At 36.6% G+C, this 24,117-nt stretch carries 25 protein-coding genes, 1 tRNA gene and 1 riboswitch; of the genes, 4 read left to right on the top strand and 22 right to left on the bottom strand.

Going from position 1 to position 24,117, the window contains the following annotated elements; translation table 11 throughout:
- Window positions 1-237: 237 nt before the first annotated feature.
- A complete protein-coding gene (locus MKY80_RS16625; RefSeq protein ID WP_342530312.1) occupies window positions 238-1,638 on the bottom strand; it encodes a reverse transcriptase domain-containing protein in 1,401 nt (466 codons plus the stop codon).
- 798 nt (window positions 1,639-2,436) lie between these two features.
- Window positions 2,437-3,036 carry a recombinase family protein gene (locus MKY80_RS16630; RefSeq protein ID WP_342530315.1) on the bottom strand — a complete coding sequence of 200 codons (600 nt, stop codon included), beginning with the start codon at window positions 3,034-3,036 and terminating at the stop codon, window positions 2,437-2,439.
- Window positions 3,037-3,401: 365 nt separating this feature from the next.
- On the opposite strand from MKY80_RS16630, the gene MKY80_RS16635 reads away from it, so the two are divergent.
- A complete protein-coding gene (locus tag MKY80_RS16635; RefSeq protein ID WP_342533071.1) occupies window positions 3,402-4,424 on the top strand; it encodes a hypothetical protein in 1,023 nt (340 codons plus the stop codon).
- A 902-nt stretch (window positions 4,425-5,326) separates the two neighbouring features.
- Here the strand turns inward: MKY80_RS16635 and MKY80_RS16640 are convergent.
- The 6 genes from MKY80_RS16640 to MKY80_RS16665 all read right to left on the bottom strand — a co-directional run bounded on the left by MKY80_RS16640 (window position 5,327) and on the right by MKY80_RS16665 (window position 9,705).
- Window positions 5,327-6,487, bottom strand: coding sequence for a hypothetical protein (locus MKY80_RS16640; RefSeq protein WP_342530317.1), 1,161 nt, complete (start codon window positions 6,485-6,487; stop codon window positions 5,327-5,329).
- A gap of 232 nt (window positions 6,488-6,719) precedes the next feature.
- Window positions 6,720-7,667, bottom strand: coding sequence for a hypothetical protein (locus tag MKY80_RS16645; RefSeq protein ID WP_342530318.1), 948 nt, complete (start codon window positions 7,665-7,667; stop codon window positions 6,720-6,722).
- A gap of 212 nt (window positions 7,668-7,879) precedes the next feature.
- Window positions 7,880-8,407, bottom strand: coding sequence for a hypothetical protein (locus MKY80_RS16650; protein ID WP_342530321.1), 528 nt, complete (start codon window positions 8,405-8,407; stop codon window positions 7,880-7,882).
- A gap of 76 nt (window positions 8,408-8,483) precedes the next feature.
- The gene (locus tag MKY80_RS16655) at window positions 8,484-8,912 is read right to left on the bottom strand and encodes a tyrosine-type recombinase/integrase (protein WP_342533072.1); all 429 of its coding nucleotides are present in this window, start codon (window positions 8,910-8,912) and stop codon (window positions 8,484-8,486) included.
- Window positions 8,913-8,924: 12 nt separating this feature from the next.
- Entirely contained in the window at window positions 8,925-9,464 is a 540-nt protein-coding gene (locus MKY80_RS16660) for a site-specific integrase (RefSeq protein ID WP_342530322.1), read from the bottom strand.
- A 167-nt stretch (window positions 9,465-9,631) separates the two neighbouring features.
- Window positions 9,632-9,705, bottom strand: a tRNA-Arg gene (locus MKY80_RS16665).
- Window positions 9,706-9,928: 223 nt separating this feature from the next.
- Here MKY80_RS16665 and MKY80_RS16670 point away from each other — a divergent pair.
- Window positions 9,929-10,675, top strand: coding sequence for an SDR family oxidoreductase (locus tag MKY80_RS16670; protein ID WP_089985742.1), 747 nt, complete (start codon window positions 9,929-9,931; stop codon window positions 10,673-10,675).
- Window positions 10,676-10,751: 76 nt separating this feature from the next.
- On the top strand, window positions 10,752-11,420 hold the full coding sequence (locus MKY80_RS16675; protein ID WP_258954693.1) for a hypothetical protein: 669 nt from the start codon (window positions 10,752-10,754) through the stop codon (window positions 11,418-11,420).
- A 41-nt stretch (window positions 11,421-11,461) separates the two neighbouring features.
- Here the strand turns inward: MKY80_RS16675 and MKY80_RS16680 are convergent, their stop codons facing one another.
- The 13 genes from MKY80_RS16680 to MKY80_RS16740 form a co-directional block, all read right to left on the bottom strand.
- Window positions 11,462-12,151, bottom strand: coding sequence for a DUF2071 domain-containing protein (locus MKY80_RS16680; protein ID WP_008179141.1), 690 nt, complete (start codon window positions 12,149-12,151; stop codon window positions 11,462-11,464).
- 58 nt (window positions 12,152-12,209) lie between these two features.
- Entirely contained in the window at window positions 12,210-12,383 is a 174-nt protein-coding gene (locus MKY80_RS16685; protein WP_008179143.1) for a DUF2639 domain-containing protein, read from the bottom strand.
- Window positions 12,384-12,483: 100 nt separating this feature from the next.
- Window positions 12,484-13,944, bottom strand: a complete 1,461-nt coding sequence (locus tag MKY80_RS16690; RefSeq protein ID WP_342530329.1) for a YdiU family protein — start codon at window positions 13,942-13,944, stop codon at window positions 12,484-12,486.
- Window positions 13,945-14,068: 124 nt separating this feature from the next.
- Window positions 14,069-14,572 (bottom strand): metallophosphoesterase, encoded by a 504-nt coding sequence (locus MKY80_RS16695; protein ID WP_090002289.1) that lies wholly within the window; start codon window positions 14,570-14,572, stop codon window positions 14,069-14,071.
- 12 nt (window positions 14,573-14,584) lie between these two features.
- Complete coding sequence (locus MKY80_RS16700; RefSeq protein WP_089985737.1) at window positions 14,585-15,178, bottom strand: XTP/dITP diphosphatase; 594 nt, start codon at window positions 15,176-15,178, stop codon at window positions 14,585-14,587.
- A gap of 1 nt (window position 15,179) precedes the next feature.
- On the bottom strand, window positions 15,180-15,926 hold the full coding sequence (gene rph / locus MKY80_RS16705; protein ID WP_025114540.1) for a ribonuclease PH: 747 nt from the start codon (window positions 15,924-15,926) through the stop codon (window positions 15,180-15,182).
- 131 nt (window positions 15,927-16,057) lie between these two features.
- Window positions 16,058-16,855: a glutamate racemase gene (racE, locus tag MKY80_RS16710; RefSeq protein WP_008179152.1), complete on the bottom strand. Its 798-nt coding sequence runs from the start codon at window positions 16,853-16,855 to the stop codon at window positions 16,058-16,060.
- A gap of 10 nt (window positions 16,856-16,865) precedes the next feature.
- Window positions 16,866-17,318 (bottom strand): MarR family transcriptional regulator, encoded by a 453-nt coding sequence (locus MKY80_RS16715; protein WP_008179154.1) that lies wholly within the window; start codon window positions 17,316-17,318, stop codon window positions 16,866-16,868.
- A 74-nt stretch (window positions 17,319-17,392) separates the two neighbouring features.
- Window positions 17,393-17,614 carry a LuxR C-terminal-related transcriptional regulator gene (locus MKY80_RS16720; protein ID WP_004226437.1) on the bottom strand — a complete coding sequence of 74 codons (222 nt, stop codon included), beginning with the start codon at window positions 17,612-17,614 and terminating at the stop codon, window positions 17,393-17,395.
- Window positions 17,615-17,802: 188 nt separating this feature from the next.
- Window positions 17,803-18,267 (bottom strand): thioesterase family protein, encoded by a 465-nt coding sequence (locus tag MKY80_RS16725; protein WP_008179157.1) that lies wholly within the window; start codon window positions 18,265-18,267, stop codon window positions 17,803-17,805.
- A 248-nt stretch (window positions 18,268-18,515) separates the two neighbouring features.
- Window positions 18,516-19,295, bottom strand: coding sequence for a succinate dehydrogenase iron-sulfur subunit (sdhB, locus tag MKY80_RS16730; RefSeq protein WP_008179159.1), 780 nt, complete (start codon window positions 19,293-19,295; stop codon window positions 18,516-18,518).
- Between the two features lie 5 nt (window positions 19,296-19,300).
- Entirely contained in the window at window positions 19,301-21,055 is a 1,755-nt protein-coding gene (gene sdhA, locus MKY80_RS16735) for a succinate dehydrogenase flavoprotein subunit (RefSeq protein WP_008179162.1), read from the bottom strand.
- A 65-nt stretch (window positions 21,056-21,120) separates the two neighbouring features.
- Window positions 21,121-21,729 carry a succinate dehydrogenase cytochrome b558 subunit gene (locus tag MKY80_RS16740; RefSeq protein ID WP_008179164.1) on the bottom strand — a complete coding sequence of 203 codons (609 nt, stop codon included), beginning with the start codon at window positions 21,727-21,729 and terminating at the stop codon, window positions 21,121-21,123.
- Window positions 21,730-22,001: 272 nt separating this feature from the next.
- Between MKY80_RS16740 and MKY80_RS16745 the strand changes: the two genes are divergently transcribed.
- Entirely contained in the window at window positions 22,002-22,436 is a 435-nt protein-coding gene (locus MKY80_RS16745) for a YslB family protein (RefSeq protein ID WP_008179166.1), read from the top strand.
- A gap of 90 nt (window positions 22,437-22,526) precedes the next feature.
- Here MKY80_RS16745 and MKY80_RS16750 read toward each other — a convergent pair whose 3' ends face one another.
- Window positions 22,527-23,753, bottom strand: a complete 1,227-nt coding sequence (locus MKY80_RS16750; protein ID WP_096365032.1) for an aspartate kinase — start codon at window positions 23,751-23,753, stop codon at window positions 22,527-22,529.
- A 131-nt stretch (window positions 23,754-23,884) separates the two neighbouring features.
- Window positions 23,885-24,063: riboswitch (Lysine riboswitch) on the bottom strand.
- Window positions 24,064-24,117 lie beyond the last annotated feature (54 nt).

A 24,117-nucleotide genomic window follows, 5' to 3' on the forward strand; every position in this document is an offset into this window, starting at 1 on the left:
TCCCTTATTAATATCTAAATCACACATGTGACTTACTTCTTGAAAATAATGATTTTACGCAACAAAAAAGAGAGTCTAAAAGCCCTCTTTACATGTAGCAATATGCGGTTATTTGAACGATTTTCTCAACAACGAACTTTGGTCGAAGGCATTTTTCTAATATTATAGTACTATAAATGTTTATTTAAAGACTGATTTAATAAAAAGCTTAGAAATTCTCTTTCCTTTTCTTTCTTATTACTTAAAATCATATTTTATTAGTCTTTTTTGCACTTTATACCAGTGTCGTTTGATTTGATTATATATCAATGACTCTATAGGTAATTCTGACATTTCACTATGTGCTTTTTCAGCATAGCTAATAAAGTTACCATAGCCCTTGTAATCCCTACCCATATGAGTATATATTTGATACAAAGATTTTCTATAAACTTTTTTATTATACTTCGCAGAATACTTATTTACTATTCTAATTTTTTTATAGACTCGACTATAATATTTAAATACACTTTTTTCACGTAATTGAATCTTCTTCCCATCAAAGGAAAACCCTAAATAATCAAATTTACTTACTCTTGGCACATCTTCTTGTTGCACTTCATTAAAAAGATAAATTTGATTATTGTTATATTCGTAGATTTCTGTCTTTTCTTTTTGGACCACTAGCCCTTCATATTCACCAATAATAGAAAGTATATTTTCTTCTACAGTATTTCGTAAAGCAATTTTATCTATATTATCTTCTAAAGGTATGACTATTACAATATCATCACAATATCTTCTATACATCCCACTATAAGTAGTGACTAGTTTCTTTATTCTCTCATCTGCTTCAATCATAAAGATATTTGATAATACGGAACTCATGCCAGAACCTTGTGGAACTCCTTTATCCTTACCTGGATTAAATTCAATAAAACCAGGATTTTTCTTTTGTTCTCTAAATTCTTCAGGTGACATATACCTAGTGATTTCTCTATTCTTAATTTTATCTTTATAACCTTCTCCATACTGCTCTTCTAAAAAAGAGTCTAGTTTTTTCTTATCTACATAACAATACTTCGTTAAAGACTTATATAACTTATACCAATATGTAGGCAACTCATCTACGTCCAAGACCCTTTTTAGATTTTGCTTCAACACTTTATGATTAAGATTATCAAAGAATGATGTAAAATCCATCATAATAATTAATGCTTTTTCTTGCTCTATTATTTTTTTAAATACTTCCTTAGCAAAATGGATATTATTTTTTCCTTTTTTATTATCACGATAAGCTAACACTTCATTATCGATATCTATTACATTCTTAACATACTTTGTATAACACTTATTTAACTTCTCTCCATAATATTTATATATATAACTATCCATATGTGAAGCATAGAATATTAATCTTTCTTTTGGCTTTCTATACTTATAATCTTTTTGATTTTGAGCTATTCTAGCTTCGCTATTAGAGTAATCAGATTTAATAGTATATTTTTTTAAATCCATTTTAAAATGAATAAAAGGATAAAAAGCATATTTTTCCACAAAGTTTGGATTACTAATTTGTGGATAAACACGCTTAAAATTAACTCTTTTATCTAAATGTAAATATGCTTTAGGTTTATATTTTTCAAAATCTATTGTCATTATATATTAGTCCTTAGTTAAATTTTAGTTTGAAGAGCTAGAGAGCTTAACTTGCCAATTAAAAAGACTGCTCTCTAGCATACAAAAATTGCAGACTAAGTAATAACGTCTAAATAGCTGACTCCTTAGCCTGGGCATCTCATCAAACTGAATAAGTGTTATAATCATACTGTGGATGTATATCCGTCAGTGACTATAGGAGTTGTTTACGAATTGATTAGCGTATCAGAACAAATGATTGATAAATCTATGACAATAGTAGTCAGTATTCTTCTTCAAATGCTCGCTGAATCGCTTGCGTTGAAACTTCCAACTAACATTCCCAATTGAATGCACAACCAAACATTACATAAAAATACCTAATTTGTCAAATATAACTGACTATTTGAAAAGTTCTACTTTATGATTATATCTAACCACTTAAGTTCCCATAACTTTTCAAACCCTTCATATGCTGTTGAAATTATGATATCTGTAAATCCCCTTTTGGTGTGCGTGTAGTAGGTCGTGCTTGTTCTCACTTAGGAATAACTAAAATATCGGAAAGTACGGGGGTACACCTAACTTTGATAAGCAAAATTCTCAATACTTGTCAAATGGCTCTGTGTGACGTTTCTGACCTTCATTGACCAATGTTTCAACTCGACCTATCACGGCTTGTAACGGCTATCCTATTACACCGAACAAGCCTTCTAACATCTTCACGACAGCTCATTAAAATCTATATTTTAAGGGGCTATCTGTTGTAAATGAACACGCAGAAAAGCCCTATTAATCAACCTTTTTCACTACAGATAATTACTTATTACCCTGTGTAGCTTCCTTTAACTGCTTTTCTTTACGCTTGTTAATCTCTTTGTATAGCTTGCCTTGTGAAATACCCACAGTAGCAATGATTTCTTTCACACTGTACTCTCCACTATCGTACATTTTCAAAGCTGTTTTAATCTTATCTGAATCAACTGACGGTCTACCTAGCTTTACACCTCTAGCCTTCACAGCTTGTAATCCTTCTTTAGTACGTTGAGCAATTAAATCACGCTCTAACTGACTAATTACTGCAATCATTCCTAGCATGGCTTTTCCTGTAGGTGTATTAGAATCTATGTTTTCTTTTAGTGAAACAAAGTTGATTCCCTTTTTGTCTAAGCCTTCGATAATTGTCAGAATATCAATAGTGTTCCTTCCTAAACGACTGATTGATTCCACTACTACCGTATCGCCTGTTCGTACTACATCAAGTAGCTTGTTCAAGCCTTCTCGGTCTTTCTTAGTGCCCGTGTACTTCTCTTGAATCAACTTATCGTAACCATGCTTTTCTAATGCATCTAATTGTCTTGCTAGTTCCTGTTGCTCTGTTGATACTCGAGCATAGGCAATAACCTGTGTGTTATTCATTATTATTCCTCCGAATACATTTAGTGTTACATTTACTCTACCATCTGCTTTAGTTAATATAAACCTTTTATGTAACTTTAAATGTAATAGTTTTTTGTAACTTCGGAATCCTATCAAATCAAGCTTCTTCATTTCGAACAATTTGTTACATCAAACGGTCGTTAAATATAATAATTGTAAGTTCATTATTCGTACATCTCGTTATCGTAACAATTGTCGTTAGATTCCAATAGACGTAACTAAGTCACTTTGCTGTAAGTCTAATTTTAATAATTCTACTACTATCAAAAATGTAATACTGCTTTCTCTTATTACTTAGATTAAAATAGTAATTAACAATAAAAAGTAAAAGGAGCAATTGATTGATGACTTCAACACCCATGGAAAAAATTAAAGCATACCACAGTATGAAACCATTTATATCAGAGCAAGATTTAGAGCAAGTAGCAAATATGCTTAGCTTAAATGCAATTGACCGTACTAAACGAATTGAAGGAAAAGAGGCAGAATTTGAGTTCTTATTGATGTGTCACTTACTTGGTAATCTTAAAGATATTGTAGCTTTCGAAGAAGGATTTTCTAGGCTTACTAATACGGTTACTACAGATGTTCTTTTTATCACTAAAGATGATAGAAGATTGGCTATTGAAATTAAATCTACCGAAAAGCAAACATGGAAAATAACTAATACTGTACTGAATGACAAAGAAAATTTCGCAGAATTAATGAACGCAGAACTTTATTTTGCAATCAGAATTAAGAATTATTGGCTTTTCTTATCAAGTACTTATGTTAGACAGAAACAAAATAAAATCACTATTCAAGATTTAATAAATTCCGAACTTCACATTTTAGGAGAACAAACTTTTATCTTCCTAAATTCATTAACAATTAAATCTACATACATAACTGATGGTGATAAAGGAATAGGTATCACGCACCCTGACTATGGTTTTTTAAATCGATATTCAGTAGAAATAAACCAAAAAAACGTTTTAAAGATTTCACCTAGTTCTAAAGATAAATTATTGGCATACACTTTTGCCCTAGAAGCTGTCCAAGATTCCGCTTCAAACCATTCACAAGAAATAAAAAAATTAGACACTCATAAAACACTGATTATCGAAACGCTTAATACAAATTGTTCCTTTAATCTTTCTCACTTCCTACTCGCTCCAATCAGACATTTAACTCATGAGTTGCATGATAACTACGATTTCACTACTTATGTTACTGAAAATATTGATGATTTACGGAAGGTATTTGTCAATAAAAACTTAGTGATACGTACATTGGGTATACTTCATAAAAATGGTTTGAATGTTAATGAAGTGATAAATAATGATTTAACTCCGTTAGACCGTATATACGATTTAACAGACTTATAATCTTATTTTTCTATACATGACCAATAAAAGCAGTTATACTAAATGTCGCACATATGCCTAAATAGCAACACTCACAAGCTCATTAAACGGTTCTGTGAGTGTTTTTCTATTATTCTGATATACCTAACTCAAAGTTGAATCTGTTAAGCTTTGCTACAGGCTTTATATCAGCTAACAGATTGCATTTACTTCTGTATAGCGCCCTCACACTCATTGAGAAATGAACATTTGGATAGTTGGTCATCTCAATTGCGTTTAGAGCTATATATAGAACAACCATCAACAATTTGGTGCTTCTCAAACAATTATTTAATGTAATGACAACTTCCCCCTGTCGTATCCGTTATCGTTAAGACCATAGTTCATATATGAATATGTATGACTTAATCACACAATATAAGTGACAATAAATTTCCCCTTATGAATCACTATAAAAAAATTTGTCATTCAATTTGAGTAATAGTGATGAGTTTTCCTTTATTTAGCTGCACTTTATGGTTAGATAGATTTATAAGCTATTTAGACCTGCTCGTATCGTGTGAGTAACAGCCACACAGTCATGAGTGTACATACACCGAAATTTGTTTCTGCTTGGCTCGTATGATGCTCTATTGAAGCTGTTATACTAATATTGTGAAACTGTAACATGGGTCACAGTCTTATTAAACACATCTAAGAGGTTGTTAAGGGAAATAGTTGTCATGATTAAACTTAGCTTCCCGAAGAGTTTAGGTGACTAGTTCGTAAACCACCCCGATAGCAATCCACGTTACCAAGTACCCATCTGACTGATTCTCGAATCGCATGAGAGCTGTTCTATGAAAAAAACAACAAAAAAAGCACACCAATTTAATGATGCGCTAAGGTTCTATTCAATTCATTCACAATTAATTGCCAACCCACTAAAGGTAAACTGTTCTAAATTCCCAATTTTGAAGTGTTTCATCTTTAATTCTATTAGAAAAAGCATATTGCAACTTAAACTGCTCTCGTTTTTCCATTGCATATTCCTTTTTAGAATCATGAATAGCTTCAACATCTGATTCAGTAGGTTCATATTTCGAAATTAATGCCTCTTCGACTTGATAGCCTAATTCTCTCAGTAAAAATAAAGTGTTGAAAATATAAAATCTTTTTTCTACATAATTGACCTGATAAGCAGGCTTACTCTCTCTCGTTAAGGTCAATTGGATTAATCTATCAGAAAAAGCCTTGAGGAATTGTTGCATATCCACCCTTTGTTCTTCAGGAAGAATTTCAATAACCTCAATTTGATTGGCTATAAATAAATTCTTTAAACCTTTTTCTTTAAGCATAATCTGTACTTCTGCTCTTGCTCTAATAACATTTTGCTTAGAGTGATTATAATAGTAATCATTTCTAGTTACATTATTAGCAGTTAAAATCTCATCTATTGCCATATCAATCTCATCATATTCCTGGTGGGAAGCTGACTTTACAGTATTATCTAAATAAATGAACATAGGAACTTCACTCTTTTTAATCTTATTCTGCTTTTCCAAATACTTAAAAGAATTAGAAACAACATCTCTGTTTCTTCTAGTAATGGTTGATTTAAAAGTACTAATTACTTTTGCAACTTCTTTTCCCCAATACAAATCAGTAAAGACATTTGTATCAGCTAACTCATTTAATTCTTCTCTCGTAGTAAGTCCGAATAACTCAGCCCAATGATTTAAAGAATGTGCTTTTCCATCATTTATTTCATTAACACACAAAGCGAAATGTATGTAGTCTTTCATTAACAAATCAGCTTCAGTCAATTTATTCCCATTATTAATACGAGAATCTGGGATTCGATTAGCTTTTTCATATAGGTTTGTAATTTCATACATTACAGGTTGACCTTTTTTCTTTTTTAAACGAATACATGATTCACAGATTGATTTAACTTTCTTCATAAAAGAATCGTATGTGCCATTTTGTTTCAAGTAACCCTTTTCTAAAAAGTGTGGATTATTTAATTCTGAACCACTATATCCATACTCCATTGTCAACTCAATGAGTTCCTTTTCTGTAAATAACAACTTATTCTTTTGCATTACTTTCTCTCCCTTAAAAATTTACCCCCGAATCAAAATATATATTAAAAACATAATCCTATATAAATATATTTTGATTCGGGGGTATTTTGAAATTAATATTCTTGGGGACGCTGTGATTTCATGTTTCGCATATAGTAGTATCTCTCGCTTCGCTCCCGATACTTACGATATGCGAAACATGAAACTCACTTTTCGTCCGTCCCCAAACCCCTCGACGAGCATTATATGTTCAATCTTTTTCTTCTTTTGGAACATAGCTCATATATTCATCAAGAAGATTTTGGTCAATAGATAAAGTTTCCATTAACATTTTTTTACGATTTTCCAAGCGCTCACAAAGCTCAATGTATTTTTCATTATCGAGTATTTCTTTATGGGCTTCTTTGTTAGAAATATTATTTTCGACTACAATTAAACTGTAAATATCATCATTAAATAGTTCCTTTAAATCTGAAGGGAGCGAGCATTTTATGCTATGAAACCTAGCTGTATTATAGATTTCTTTATATACTTCTAATGGTTCTCCCAATAACTGTTTAGCAATCGAATCTTTAAGATTGATTAGTTCGTAAATCTCTTTAACATCAAAATATTCGAATAAAAGCCTGTTACAATATTCCATGTGCTCGTTAATATCTTCAGCGGTATTCAAGTCTTTAAACTTACTGATTTGTCGTTGAATAAATGATGGTTCATTTTTTAATTCATCAAGACTTTTGTTAGTGAAGCCTACTGAAAGTTGATTAGTCTTATAACCTTTTTTACCCTTCAAAAGCTCAATAATCATATAACCTTCAGACCTCAAATAAGAATCATACCCAATTGATTTAAAGAAATATAAAGTATCAACATCAATGTTTAGAGAATAATCAAAGCCCTCACTTACTAGAGCCTGCCCTAGCTCTCCAAAACTGTTAAGTAGCTTTAATAACTCCTCCGAAGCTGATTCTAATAACAACTTGTATCGTTTTAAACTCTCTATATGTTCTTGCATATTTAAAGCATAGGATTTAATAAAGTCCGTGTGCAATTGACCTTCTGAAGTTTCATACGCAAATGTTAATAGGTCTTGTACCTCAGATAATTGAGCCTCTTTAAACGACAAATATATTCCATAATTCTCATTTAAAGCATAAAAACTACTTACTTTAATAATAGGATTAAAGTGTTTGTACATCCTCATCTTCCTTTCTATAAGTTAGAGAAAAGTGGAGTGAACAAGCTCACTCCACCACAAGATTAGTTAAACAAATCATAATAAGCTTCAACGAGTTCCGTACGCTCAACAAAAACATTCTGTTCTCGTAAATCCTGTAATACTTCTTATGCCTATGCTTGATACTGTACTTGGTTCATTTGTAATGCTCCTCTTATTTGTTACTTAAGCAATCAAACTATCTTAAATAGTCTTTTTGCCTTTATTTTAAATTCCTCATCAGAAAACTTTGTAAGTAGAAAATCTGCTAACATGTCATCTGAGAGTTCAATATATTCTTCTTCATCTACTTCCATAATCCTTAAAAAAGTCTCAGGAAGCTTTCTGTCATTAAACCTAATTAATTGAGCAAGAGTAATTGGATTTTCATCATCATAGAGTTTTGCAATTTCTAAAGTTTCTCCTATATCCTGTTCATCATAAACTTGCCTCAAATCATATATAAAATCATCTAAAGCTCCAAAATCAACTCTAGGTTTATTTAGATAAGTCACTTTAACATAAGCTTTTACTACTTCAAAAACATCTTCAGTATCAGAAAGACCTTTCCCATAATTGTCATGAAGAAAATCTATTGCAGTTCTAAGTATTAAAGCATTGCTTACTTCTCTACCTTCGAATACACGCTCTTTTATTTTCTCCATTTTTTGTGTCGTTATTTCATCTGTCCTAAAACTAATTGTTTTCGGTATACTTTCCATATCCAAACCCCCCTCGTATTAAAAAAAGTAATACTAGATGTATTATATATTAATACAAAGTTTTCGAAAAGTCAATTTACAGATACTCCCTCAAATCCTTTGCTACTTCCTCAACATCTAAATCAAGATATTGAGTTGTGACAGCTAAATCTGAATGACCAAGAGCCTTACTGATTAAAGCAATGCTTGCTCCCCTATCATGTAAATTCTTCGCATAGGCTCTTCTAATAGCATGTGCATTGATATTTTCTAAACTGAACCGTTTCGCATACTTTGTGAGTTGCTTTGAAATAGCATTGTTTGTTGACTTGGTATTCAATATTGTCGCCTTGGTTGTTATAAAAAGGTTGGTATTCCTCTCCCCATAGTGTTCTCTAAGCTTGTCATTACATTGAATCAGCATTTTATATAGATTCACTAGTTGGTCATCTATCGGCAACTTCAATACTTGATGGTTTTTCAAAATCGCTCCATCTAGCACAAGGGTGTTGTTTCCCCAATCAATATGTCGCTCGTTTTATTGTCCTAGTGTATTAATGCAAATCCCTGTCTTGTACATCGTTAAAATAGCTGTTACATCTCTCAGACCAATGAATGTACTTTTATCAATCAACGAAACAAGAATTGCAATATCATTTGGCTTTGCTCCCTTTTTAACCTTCTTATCTACCTTCACATTAATTAATTGCCAAAAGTTCAAGCTCAGCCAACCATTGTTGAAACACTTGCCTAAGAAAGATTTCAAAACTTTTAGACGTGTAAGCTTTGTTTGATTCACTACCTGCATACTATCAAGCCATGAGTAAATCGTTTCTACTGTGATGTCTTCCAAAAAGGTAACCCCGGTACTTTTTGAGAAATTCATCAGAACTGTATTGTAATCTTTGATAGTTCGAGGACGATAACAACTCACCTCCATTTGATTAACTATAGTTCCTAACGCTTCTGAAAAGTGCTTGTAACGAGCAGTAGTTACCTCCTCCCCCTTAATAGTAGTGGTAAGCTCTTTAGTTATCAGTGAGAAGTCTACATCAAATAATCCCGACTTTTTAGTCATAAAAAAAATCCTCCATTCAATTGAATTGGAAGATAATTTCGGTACTATATTTACGTAATTTCTTAGGGGAATAAAAAAGGGATTCTGCATCAGTGACCGAAGCCCCGACCGAATCCCTAGTTTCTCACAAATCCAATTGTATCAATGGTTTGTGACTAATTTTGATACGTCCCAGGAGGGATTCGAACCCCCGACCGACGGCTTAGAAGGCCGTTGCTCTATCCTGCTGAGCTACTGAGACATGATGTCGTTTCTTATGTATTCCATAGGAAGGACAATACTTATTATATGTATTATATGGCGTAATGTCAACATTAATTTTACTATGTAGGCAAGGTTTCCCTCATCTATGTTTTATCATATGTTTTCACCATATAGATTATACCATTTTTTTACCTTATCGATAGGTCGAACATGAAAATTTTTGTTAAAATATTGGCTAGAAATCAATGGGAGGTATGTAGATGTTTAAGGATGCTGTTGTAGTTGTTACTGGTGGTGCACAAGGAATAGGCAAGGGCATTGTGCTAGCGTATGCACGACAGGGTGCGAAGGTGGTTATTGCTGATATCAATAAGGGATTAGGTCAGCAATTAGAGACGGATTTGGTCGATCAGGGCTTCTCTGTCATCTTTGTTCCTACGGATGTGGCGAAGGAACAGGATATTGTTTCATTGATGCGACGAGCGGTCGCACAATATGGGTCGATTCATATATTCATTAATAATGCTGGAAAGTTTCAACATACATCCCCTTATGATATTACGTGGGAGGAGTGGAACGATCTCTTGCAAACGAATTTAACAAGTGCCTTTTTCTGTGCAAGGGAGGCTGCGAAAGTGATGAGGCACAATGCCAAAGGAGGCTCGATTGTATGTCTAGCCTCTACACGGGCTGAAATGTCTGAACCTTTTACTGAAGCCTATACCGCTACAAAAGGTGGGATTGTGGCATTGACTCATGCTTTAGCACGATCGTTTGGTCCTGATCAGATTACTGTGAATTGTATTTCGCCTGGGTGGATTGAGACTGGCAATTATGAGGAACTTCGTCCGATTGACCATGCGCAGCATTTATCAGGGAGAGTGGGTGTGCCAGAGGATATTGCTCAAGCATGTCTTTATTTAACAAATCCGTTGAATGATTTTGTTACGGGCATTAACTTAACGGTCGACGGTGGGATGACGAAGAAAATGATGTACGAGGATTGATGCTAGATCTCCTCCCTTGGCCTTCTTTGCTTTCATACATAGAGCTACCTGGGAGTATGCTAGTGTAGGAAAAAGAATGAAAAGGAGTGAGGTTTTGTACCCTTATTCAAATGGGTTTTCATTAAGCCAATTGTATCAATCCCCCTCTACGCAATACACAGCACCGATTCGTCATTTTTTACGTTCAGCTGATAATCGACGCTGTATTAGTAAAGCAGAGGCGGATTATATGGCAATGAATCGGCTACTGTGGATGGAGCATGTAAATTGGACACGGATGACGATTATTAGCATCGTTTTCAATTTGCCCGATTTACCCTTTGTACAGCAGCGTTTGTTACGAAATGCAACCGATTTAGGGAATTGCCTCCGTCCCTTTTATGGTGACTCTATAGCAGATCGATATGCAGCTTTAATTAAAGAGCATCTTGTGATTGCAGCTCAGTTAGTGACTGCTGCTACTAAAGGAGATACAGCGACGGCTGAGGCAAAAGAGAGAGATTGGTATCGTAATGCTGACGATATTGCACAATTTTTGCATACGATCAATCCTTATTTAAGTATGGAGGCCGTACAAAAGATGTTTTATATGCATTTGGCTTTAACAAAGAATGAAGCTGTGACCATGATTCAAAAAGATTATCAAGCTGACGTGGACATATTTGATGAAATTGAGGCTGAGGCACTTGCCATGTCAGATATGATTGCCGGCGCTATTGTCATGCAATTTTGTTATCTCTTTTAAAATAAAAACAGTTTTTTTCTCTCACTTACAAAAAACAAGGTCTATTTTTGTATAGATCTTGTTTTCCGTTGTTCAATCACTGGAGGAAAAACTTTTGCCTCTTTTGTCTTTGCATAATGTGCAATGGGTCGTGTCCCTTGAAAGGTTCCCTTCATAAAAGAAGCTAACGTATTGCTTTGAATCTTTACTTCAGCTTGTTGTAAGTCCCACGGTGTATGTTGAATATCAATACGAAATAATGTATCGTTCCATTTTGCCCATGAATGGTAACGTTCTACAAGCCATTGGTCAAAATTAGTTTGAGTGTTGTTCCCTATTGTATAGGACACCCTCAATCTTTCATCCAATGTTTTATAATAGCTCGTATAGGTGTTGTCATTATCCCTTTGCTTTCCTTCAATTTTTGAGTATCGATAGGGTAAGCTGACTAATGCCGTTATTTTTGAGAAGACATAATTAGTCACATCTAAATGAAAAAAATAGATTCCTTTCTTGCCCTCAAATTCTACATATGTTCGTACATTCAATTGTAAGGAAGTATTCAAGCCAGGAATGGGTGGTAGAAATCGCATGCGATGCCTATGGACTTTAAAAAGTACCGCACTTACCCAGGCATCTTCTGCGAATAGATCTAGCGTCAGTTCTGGAGGTATATGTTTTTCTAATTCTGGGGGTGATACTGGCCAATGTAAAAATAGGACATCCTGCCATGTCTGTGCTATCATCCACATAGTAAAACTCCTTTCTATGCCCATTTTTTCCTAGAAAGGAGTTATTCAAACAATATAGCTATTTTTGAATCTGCTCAGCCGCTTCTATTTCTACATAGCGATAATATAAATTTCGTAATTCAGATTCTTTAAATAACCCTAGATGACTTTTAAGTTGTGGATGTACTAAAATGCCATGTGTTCGTAGCTCTTTTACAAACCAACCTTTTGAATATTTATGCACCGAATCCATTCTCCTTTACCTTTATTCATACATAGGGTATGCGTTTGGTTTGTGTAGGGTGCCATTGCACAATAAAAAAACGAGAGGAGCCATTCCTCTCGTTGTCTACTTATGTGCCACAAAAAGTTCGATATGGTTGATTAGACGGTTCTGGTAATGAAGCATATTCCTGTTGTTCATGCGTGTGGGCAAAGGGCTGTGCCAGAGCTGTCACTAATTTATTCATCACACTATAGTCTCCCCGCTCTACAGCCGCTTCCAATGCCTCCTCCACCCTGTGATTACGTGGAATAATGGCGGGATTATGCTGACGCATCAATTGTTGTGACGTGTCTTTTGTTTGTGACTGTCTTGCTAATCGTGCAAGCCATTTTTGATGCCAGTCTTTAAATGCTGACGACTTCCATAACGAGGTTTTATCGATTTGGTCAAAGCTTAGGGCGATGAACGTATTAGTATAATCCGCTCTGTCCTGTTGCATGAGCTGTAAAAGTTCTTCTATAAGCTTCATATCCTCTTGCTCTTCATCGAATAACCCTAATTTTGCTCGCATTCCTTTCAGCCAGTTTTGAACGTACAGCTTTGGATATTGTTCTAAGGTAGCTTGAGCAAGTTCAATGGCTTGCTCTTGATTTTCATGAATTAAGGGAAGTAACGCCTCTGCCAAGCGTGTTAAGTTCCAACCACCAATGTTTGGCTGGTTACCATACGCATAACGCCCTTGTCGATCAATTGAACTGAACACTGTCGCTGGGTCATAGGCATCCATAAAGGCACACGGTCCATAATCAATGGTTTCCCCACTGATGGTCATATTATCAGTATTCATGACCCCATGAATGAAGCCCACTAACTGCCACTTTGCTATAAGTGATGCTTGTTTTTTAATGACTTCCTGCAATAAATAAAGATAGCGATTCGTGTCACCGTGTTGATTTGGGTAATGCCGTTCTATGGCATAATCTGCTAAGATTTGGAGTTCTTCATCTGTACCCCATTGTGCTGCATATTGAAAGGTCCCTACCCGTAAATGACTGCTGGCAACTCTCGTAAGGATAGCGCCAGGTAGATCAGTTTCACGGATAATCGTTTCACCTGTACTCACTACCGCTAAACTTCGGGAAGTGGGAATCCCCAACGCAAACATCGCTTCACTAATGATGTACTCCCTAAGCATAGGCCCCAATGCGGCTCTTCCGTCTCCACCACGAGAATAAGGTGTTCTGCCAGACCCTTTTAGTGCGATATCCATGCGTTCATTTAAGGGTGTTATTTGCTCGCCATATAAAAGAGCCCGTCCATCACCTAACATATTAAAATGTCCAAACTGGTGTCCTGCATAAGCCTGCGCAATAGGAATACTACCATCAGGGGCTTTATTACCAGCTAATTCGGCTATGCCCTCTTCACTTTTTAAAGCTTGACTATTTAATCCTAGTGACGCAACTACCGCTTCATTTAACAGGACTAATTCGGGTGAACGAACAGGGTTTAACGTCATACCGGAATAAAAAATACTTGGTAGTTGAACATAGCTATTGTCCATTTTCCAGCCAATTGTCTTTTCCATATTTTCTCCTTTGTTACCTTTTCTATTTATTTTTTCTATTTCAACATCATTCATTCCTAGTCAATTTTACCACCCCATATAAAAATCCGCTTACTTGAAGAGTAATGCGGATTTTTAAGTCGTATTAATTTCGTTGGAAAGTATGACTTGACATACATTGTTGATCATCCGTCCAAAATTCCACTGTAAAAGTCGAATCTTCTATTTCTAGCACGGCAAAGCTTTTTTCTTTGCGACCCCGTGGCTTTAATAAGCTTCCTGGATTGATAAATAAAACATGATCCATCATTTCAGCCCCGAGAATATGAGAGTGACCAAAACAAACAATTTGGGCATTCAATTCTTTTGCCCGATAGGTTAAGGACAGCATGGAACTTTTCACATTAAATAAATGACCATGAGTCACCAAGATTCTTACGCCATCGACTGTAAAAATTTCTTCCTCAGGAAAAGCTTCCTCCCGATCACAGTTCCCTCGTACTTTTTTCATTCCTTTTAATGCATCATGTACATAAGGAAGCTCACTATCACCACAATGTATGCAAACATCTATATCAGGATAAAAATTTCTAACCTTGTCGATCACCTGACTGTCGCCATGTGTATCGCTCATGATAAGTATTTTCATGAATACCACCTCTTATTTAATAAGATTCGGCAATTGCTCCTTCAACTTACGAATAGCATTACCTCGGTGAGAAATAGCACCTTTTTCTTCTGGCGAAAGCTCAGCCATCATACGATTTAGACTTGGAACAAAGAAGATTGGATCATAGCCAAAGCCATTCGTACCACGTTTCTCATGTGCAATCACGCCCTCACAAGTACCAAATACAGTCGTCGTTTCAAAATCTGGACCCGCAATAGCAATACAGCAGCAGAATCGAGCGGTACGTTTGCCATCTTCAACACCTTGTAGGTTTTCTAGCAGCTTCACCATATTAGCTTCATCATCATGATCACCAGCATAACGTGCAGAGTAGACCCCTGGCTCACCATTTAATGCATCTACTGCTAAACCACTATCATCAGCAATCACAATGGTACCAAGATTTTTCGCTAGGGCTTCTGCCTTTAAGATTGCATTTTCTTCAAATGTTGTACCTGTTTCTTCTATTTCCATGTCTGGAGCTACTTCAAACATTGTGACAACTTCATAACCAAGTGGGCCAAATAATGCTTCGAAATCTTTGGCTTTTCCTTTATTTTTTGTTGCGATCACTACCTGTTTCATATTATTTCCCTCCGACCATGTTTGCTTGTTCAGCAAGCGCTGTTTTTTGGAGCTCAACTAATTGCTGGATGCCTTTTTCACCTAGTGCTAATAAATCATTCAATTCTTCACGAGAGAATGTTGCTTCCTCGCCAGTACCTTGTAATTCCACAAAGCGACCTGCACCTGTCATAACAATATTCATATCAACAGCAGCAGCCACATCTTCTACATAATTTAAATCTAAAACAGCACCCTGTTCTTCCACAATCCCTACACTAGTTGCCGCTAAAAAATCGGTTACAGGAAACTTGACGAACGGCTTTTCTTCCGCAAATTTAGCAATTGCCTGTGTCATCGCAACAAATGCTCCCGTAATAGAGGCTGTACGAGTGCCACCATCTGCTTGAATCACATCACAATCGATCCATACCGTACGCTCTCCAAGAGCCTCTAAATCGACCACAGCACGTAATGCACGCCCAATTAGGCGTTGAATCTCCATTGTACGTCCATTGACCTTCCCACGAGATGATTCACGCGGTGTACGTTGAGCTGTTGCACGAGGTAGCATCGAATATTCAGCTGTGATCCAGCCTTTCCCTTGCCCGCGTAAAAAGCCAGGCACTTTGTCTTCGATTGTTGCTGTACAAATTACTTTTGTATTTCCTACTTGAATTAAGACCGAGCCCTCTGGGTGTAATAAATACTCCCCATCCATTTTTACAGGTCGCAGTTCATCTGCCATTCTTCCATCAAATCTTGTCATATTTATTGTTCCTCCTAAAAACTTTCGCGCCCTCATCTTATCATAATTTATTTCTTCAAAAAAGTACTCAATGATTATGTAAAATGCTGAAAACGGCAAAAATCAGCCTAGCCCATTGCTAAGCTGATTTTTTATTTTAATGTAATGCGTTTTATGTCGAGAGTACCTTGCTCCAACCAATTTTCAGCGATTGAACGGAAAATTGGAACAGAACCAGTTGCAAAAAATTTATGAGCAGGCACTGTATTTGCATTTGCTAAAGTGCCATTATAAGCTAGCATTTCTTGAACATCCTTTGCTGTTTCTTCCGCAGAAGATAAAACATTCACTTCATCTCCTACGACAGCTTCAATTTGTTTTTGTAGAATAGGGTAATGTGTACACCCTAAAATAACCGTATCAAATTGTTGATTTTTCAACGGCTTTAAGCCTTCTGCTATTAACTTCGTCGCAAATTCACCTTTATATTCGCCACTTTCTACAAGTGGAACGAAAGTTGGACAGGCTAGTGGAATAATATGTGTTGACGTATTAAGTGACAGTAAGGCCTCTTCATATGCACCACTTTTAATTGTTCCTTCTGTTGCAAGCACAACGACTTCATGTCGCTTCGTTTTCTTTACAGCTGCACGTGCGCCAGCATTTATAACGCCTAGTACCGGAAAAGGCATATTTCTTTGTAAACTTTCGAGTGCTACTGCAGTCGCTGTATTACAAGCAATAACGAGCATCTTAACATTCATTTTTTCTAGCGCTTTCGCCATTTGCCAAGTGAAGTTCCGTACTTCCTGACGGCTTCTTGGACCATATGGACATCTTGCTGTATCGCCAATATAATAAATCGTTTCGTTTGGCAATCGCTTCATAATTTCTTTTGCTACGGTTAACCCGCCTACTCCTGAATCAATAACGCCTATCGGGGCATTCATACTTTCCGCCTCAATCCTGTTTCATGTGTACATGTAGTTTTTCTAGGTAGCTTGATAATTGCGCGACTTCTTGCTCATCAAATCCTACAAGCATCTCTTGCAAATATTGCTGTCTTTTTTCTATAACCTCTTGAATAATACGTTCGCCCTTTTCGAGAAGATGAACAACAACGACACGGCGGTCATTTTCATCACGCATACGCTTGACTAATTCATTTTTCTCCATCCGGTCCACTAAATCTGTTGTCGTGCTAAAAGCTAAATATAAACGGTTTGATAATTCGCCAATTGTAATATCACCAAGCTCTTCTAACCACTGTAATGCAACAAATTGTGGCGGCGTAATCGCATAGTCGGAAACAATTTCTCTTCCCTTTTGCTTCACGATGGCCGCTATATAGCGTAATTCCTTTTCAACCGTTGCAACGGTTTCAGGTGAGTGTTTTGTTACTTCATCCGACATATAACTATTTCACTCCTAAAAATACGTTGAATAGTTCTATTTTGTCGTTTTTTTCACGAAATAGCAAGTGTCCATTAGTCTAATTTAAATTCTTCTAAGCGTAACAGCTCAATTAACGCCTGAGATCGATTTGTTACACCTAGCTTTTGAATTGTATTGGAAATGTGATTTCGCACTGTTTTTTCACTAATACCAAGCTGCTCTGCAATATCTCTCGTTGTTTTTTCAGCTAATAAAAGCGCAAATATTTCACGTTCTCGGTTCGTTAATAGAGAACGATGATGAGAGCCATTCATTCAGTTACACCCTCCTCCCCCGCACGTATTGTAACTTATGTTAAGGGGCTTGAAGCGGTGACGGCTATTTGCATGATTATTACATGTTTCCTTAAAAATTTCGGAAATTGCTTCGACATTTTCATAAATTTTATGTAAAACATAATTCCTACTATTCTCATAATTATTTATGCAATAGCCCTACTCACTTAATGAGGGATAATTTCCAAACTAATCAAGTGTGCTCTTTCTTCTTTAGAAATCGGTACACTTTTACCTGTTCGAGGGTCCATTTGCACAATTGTTCCTCGACCTGTGAAGCACACTTCATCCCTTTGATTTTTTGCTAAATAATGAATATCCATTGATGAACTTCCAACTTTCGCTATTTTAGTGTAAATTCGTAGCACGTCATCAAAGAAAACCTGCTTTACATAATCACATTGTAAATCTGCTACAATCGGTATACTCTTTACATTCTCATCAGCTACAGATGGCATTAAAATACCTACATGTCGGAAATAATCAATTCTTGCCTGTTCAAAATATGTAAAGCTTACCGTATTATTCATATGTCCATACATATCTGTTTCTGAAAATCGTACTCGTGCCTCACTATAAAAGGAAAAACCCTTTTCCCACTCTTGGAAGTCTTCAATATAACTTGCTTTCATATTAGCACCATCCCCTATAATTAATTGGCCATCTTTTTTAGTTTGGTTCAGACAGCCCATAAACAATGAATACAAATTCATTATAAAAGAAAATGCTATATTATCATAGGAAAAACCAAAATTCCCTTATTTTATTGCTACATCTCTTTTCTTTCTATAGTATGGTTTTTCCTTGAACTATGCTAACTATGTTTATATCACAATAAAAAACTCCCTCACACTAAGTGTAAGGGAGTCAGCTTGTCCGATTAGTCTACGAAGTGGTCAGAACCGAAGAAGTTACGGAACATTTGCACTGTAGTAGCACGGTTTAATGAAGCGATTGATGTTGTTAAAGGAATACCTTTTGGACATGCAGCAACACAGTTTTGAGAGTTACCACAGTTTGCAAGGCCACCATCGCCCATAATAGCATTTAAACGTTCATCTTTAATCATTGCACCAGTTGGGTGAGTGTTGAAAAGACGTACTTGTGATAATGGAGCTGGCCCGATGAATGAAGCTTTTTCAGACACGTTTGGACATGCTTCCATACATACACCACAAGTCATACATTTAGATAATTCATAAGCCCATTGACGTTTACCTTCTGGCATACGTGGACCTTCACCTAAATCATAAGTACCATCGATCGGTACCCATGCTTTCACTTTTTTAAGCGCGTTGAACATACGTTCACGGTCAACTTGTAAGTCACGAATAACAGGGAATGTTTTCATTGGCTCTAATTTAATTGGCTCAGTCAATTGGTCAACAAGTGTTGAACATGATTGACGTGGACGGCCATTAATAACCATTGAACATGCACCACAAACTTCTTCTAAACAGTTCATATCCCATGATACTGGCGAAGTATTTTCACCATTTTCAGTAACAGGATTTTTTTGAATTTCCATTAAAATAGAAATTACGTTCATACCATGACGGTAAGGCACTTGGAATTTTTGCCAGTAGCTATTTCCGCCCTGTGTATCTTGACGTAAGATTTCAACTTTAACCATTCTTCCAGTATTAGCTGCGATTTGCATAACTTTTAGTCTCCTTTCGCAGAGTAGTCGCGTTTACGTGGTGGGATTAAAGAAACGTCGACTTCTTGGTACGTGATGATTGGATTACCAGTAGTTGGGTCAAACTTCGCCATTGTTGTTTTCAAGAATTGCTCGTCATCACGGTTAGGGAAATCAGGTTTATAGTGCGCACCACGAGATTCATTACGTAATAATGCACCTTTTGTCATTACTTTCGCAAGCACTAACATATTTTTAAGCTGACGTGTAAAGTGAGCGCCTTGATTACTCCATTTTTGCGTATCGTTGATGTTGATGTTGTTCCAACGCTCAGTAAGGTCATCAAGTTTTTTCAATGTATCTTCAAGCTGATCATTGTAACGTACTACAGTCATTGTAGCAGTCATCATTTCACCAAGCTCTTTATGCAGTAAGTAAGCGTTTTCTGTGCCTTCCATTTTCATGATAGCATCCCATTTCGCTTGTTCTTCTGTTACGCGAGCATCGTAAATCTCTTGTGGAATATCTTCTGCATGCTTTTTAAGATGTTTTACATAATCTACTGCGTTTGGTCCTGCAACCATACCGCCATAGATAGCAGATAATAATGAGTTCGCACCAAGACGGTTTGCGCCGTGTTGAGAGTAATCACATTCACCTGCTGCAAATAGACCAGGAATTTCAGTCATTTGGTTGTAGTCAACCCATAATCCACCCATTGAATAGTGAACTGCTGGGAAAATTTTCATAGGTAATTTACGTGGGTCATCTCCTACGAATTTTTCGTAGATTTCGATGATTCCACCAAGTTTAACGTCCAACTCATGTGGATCTTTATGAGAAAGATCTAGGTATACCATGTTCTCGCCATTGATACCAAGTTTTTGGTTTACACAAACGTCGAAAATTTCACGTGTTGCAATATCACGTGGCACTAAGTTACCGTAAGCTGGGTATTTTTCTTCTAAGAAGTACCAAGGTTTACCGTCTTTATAAGTCCAAATACGACCACCTTCACCACGAGCTGATTCTGACATTAGACGGTTTTTGTCATCTCCAGGAATCGCTGTAGGGTGAATTTGGATGAACTCACCATTCGCATATGAAGCACCTTGTTGGTAAACGATAGAAGCAGCAGAACCTGTGTTAATAACAGAGTTTGTTGTTTTACCGAAAATAATACCAGGGCCACCAGTCGCCATAATAACAGCGTCTGCACGGAATGATTTAATTTCTTCTGTACGCATATCTTGCGCTACGATACCACGGCACACGCCGTCTTCATCGATAATAACACCAAGGAATTCCCAGTGCTCATATTTATTTACTAAACCAGCTACTTCATGAGAACGAACTTGCTCATCAAGCGCATATAGTAATTGTTGACCAGTTGTTGCACCAGAGAAAGCTGTACGGTGCATTAAAGTACCGCCAAAACGACGGAAATCTAATAATCCTTCTGGTGTACGGTTGAACATAACACCCATACGGTCCATTAAATGGATAATGCCAGGTGCTGCATCACACATACCCTTAACTGGTGGTTGGTTCGCTAAGAAGTCCCCACCATATACTGTATCATCAAAGTGGATCCATGGAGAATCCCCTTCACCTTTTGTATTTACTGCACCATTAATTCCGCCCTGCGCACAAACAGAGTGTGAGCGTTTTACAGGAACTAATGAGAATAAATCAACTTCAGTACCAACTTCAGCTGCTTTAATCGTTGCCATCAGACCGGCAAGACCACCGCCGACAACAATTACTTTGCTTTTCGCCATGATTATTTCTCACTCCTCTTAAAAAATTGCAATGATTGCATGTGCTCTATCGTAGCTCTATTGAATTATACGAAAGCTAAAATAGCAGCCACACCAACTACACTTAGAATTACGAAAATGATGTTTGTTACGTAAGTAGCAATCTTTTGAGACTGAGGAGATTGTACAATACCCCAGCTTACTAGGAATGCCCATAAACCGTTAGATAAGTGGAAAGTTGCTGATAAAATACCAACAATGTAGAACCCAAGCATGAATGGATTAGCAACAATATTCGCCATCATGTCGTAATCAACGTGTGTTCCAAGTGCTTTTTGAATACGAGTTTGGAAAATATGCCATGCAATGAAAATCACTAGGAATACACCAGTGAAACGTTGTAATGAGAACATCCAGTTACGGTATGTGCTGAAACGTCCTGTGTTTGGTGAAGCAGTGAATGCAATGAACACTCCATAAAATGCATGGAACATCAATGGAATATAGATGACAATCCATTCAACTAGGATAAGGAATGGAATCTTTTCCATTACTGCGGTAGCATCGTTATAACTATCTGCCCCGCCTGTTGCTGTAAAGTTAATGAACAGGTGCATCGTTAAAAACAGACCTACTGGAATGATCCCAAGTAGAGAATGTAAGCGACGCCATAAAAACTCTCGATCTTTCGACAAGACTGTTACCCCCCTTAGTACTTAAAATAGCACAACAAAAGAAGTCATCATTTTGTAAATGATACTTCATTGACTGTGTATTTCATCATGGTACAATATTATGACATGTTTATTGTACTCTCAAGAGCTACGAGCGTCAAGGCAACTCGGAGTTTTTCATAGAGCTTATTAAAGAACTAATCTAGTGCATAATGCGTCGTTTTTTCTCGAAAAATCTACCATTACTTTATTAACGTTAAATTATAAGAAAATTCTAAGAAAGAAGGATAACAATGTTAAACACTCCATCTCCTACAATCTCATCCTTTGGTTATGAGATCATTCGCGATCATATTCTATCTTCTATACTCGGTAAACATGAGGATGATGTCCTTTATTGGGCAGGTAAAGAGCTTGCGCGCAAGTTTCCATGTAAAAGTCAAGACGAACTAATCGCATTTTTCGCAGATGCCTGTTGGGGTACATTAGAGCTAATGAAAGAATCGAAGGACGGACGTATTTTCCAGTTGACAAACGACCCTGAAATCTTGCAAATCAAACAACGCAGCTTCAGACTTGAAGCAGGATTTATAGCTGAACAGATTCAGCTAGCTAAAGGCTATTTAACAGAATGTTATGATGAAAAACGTGAAAAGCAACATTACGTTATGTTTACAGTCAAATGGGACGTGAAGGAACGAATTATGCATACGATTCCAACAGAGTAACAAAAAAGGATTGTCTCCCCATTCAATAAACGGGATGACAATCCTTCCTTTTATTTCGGGCAATTACAGAAAATGCTGTTTCTTCTATTATTATATGTAAAGAGCCTGCTCTAAATTAAATTCATCATGCAATGCATTTGCTGCACGAATCATTTCATCCTGTGGTACTACAACAGACACTTTAATTTCTGAGGTGCTCACCATCTTCACAGGGATATTCTCACGACGTAAACGATCGAACATGCGAGCAGCGACACCTGGATTCGAAACCATACCGGAGCCAACTATCGAAACTTTCGCCAATCCAATTTCGAAATCAGCAAAGCTAAAGCCAAGTGATACTTTACTATCCTCTAAAACACGTAAAGCTTCTGCAAATTCTTCTTTCAAAATCGAAAAGGACACAGTTGGTTTTAATCCATCAATGATTGCTTGAACAATGATATCCACGTTGATGCGATTTTCAGCAAGAGTTGAAAATATATCCGCTAATGAAGCATGTGAATAAGCATCATACCCAATTGTTAAACGAATAACATCTGATTCAAAGGCAACACCACGCACTACTAAATTTTTCTCCATCTCTACTTCCTCCTTCAATAAAGTACCTACTGACTCCACTAAACTAGAGCGTATGATCACTGGCATTTGGAACTTTTTAGCTAACTCCACTGCACGTGGATGAATGATGTGTGATCCTAAATGTGCTATCTCTAACATTTCATCATAGGAAATTTCCTGTAGTTTTTGTGCCTTTACAACAAAGCGTGGATCTGCTGTATACACACCATCAACATTCGTGTAAATGTCTGTCCGATCAGCATCTAATGCAACAGCAAGTGCAACGGCTGTCGTTTCGGTTCCACCTTTCCCAAGCGTTGTTATATTTTGGTCATTGTCAATGCCTTGATCTCCAGCAATAACGACGATTTGTCCTTGCAGCAAATGTTCATCAATACGGCTAACATCGATATGATTGATCCTTGCATGACTATGCATATGATCCGTGGAAATGCCAGCCTGCCAGCCTGTTAGTGACACCGCATTATAGCCAGCTTCTTGTATTGCAATGGCAAATACGGAGCTTGATAACTGAGAGCATGAAGATACAACTGCATCTAATTCACGTTTTGACACATCATCCGTGAAATGAAGTACGCTCATTTTCACATCCTGTATCGTTTGTCTCATCGCACCAACTACTACTACCACATCGAATCCTCTATCTCTTTCAGCAATTGCTTTTCGTGCAGCCTCTTGAATTTGTTCGGGCGATGCTAAAGCAGCCCCTCCAAATTTCATTACTATTCTAGACATTTCTTTTGTTCTCCTTTCCAGTCATGTAATTCACCTAAAATGAGGTGTAAAACAGCCTCTAGAAAACTAAAAAGGCAGCCTTCACAAAACGTGAAAGCTGCCTATAACATGTACAATAACGAAACTTGCGCATGTGTGATAGCTCTCCGAAACGTTTAGAATCGACAGTCTTACATTTTTTAAATGCAAAACCAGTACAACAGCGGAAACAACAATGCTGTACTTCGGCAAGGTCCCCTTTCACGCAATGTCTTAGGATTTGTTCATCCTCTTTTGCGCTACTTTTGAATCTTGCACCTCTATCATCACCTTAAAAGTGATTATATTAAATTTTTCCGCCCTCATATAGCAAGTGGGCTAATAA

Origin of the sequence: Lysinibacillus sp. FSL R5-0849 (genome assembly GCF_038595075.1) — a bacterium.
GTDB classification, from domain to species: domain Bacteria; phylum Bacillota; class Bacilli; order Bacillales_A; family Planococcaceae; genus Lysinibacillus; species Lysinibacillus fusiformis.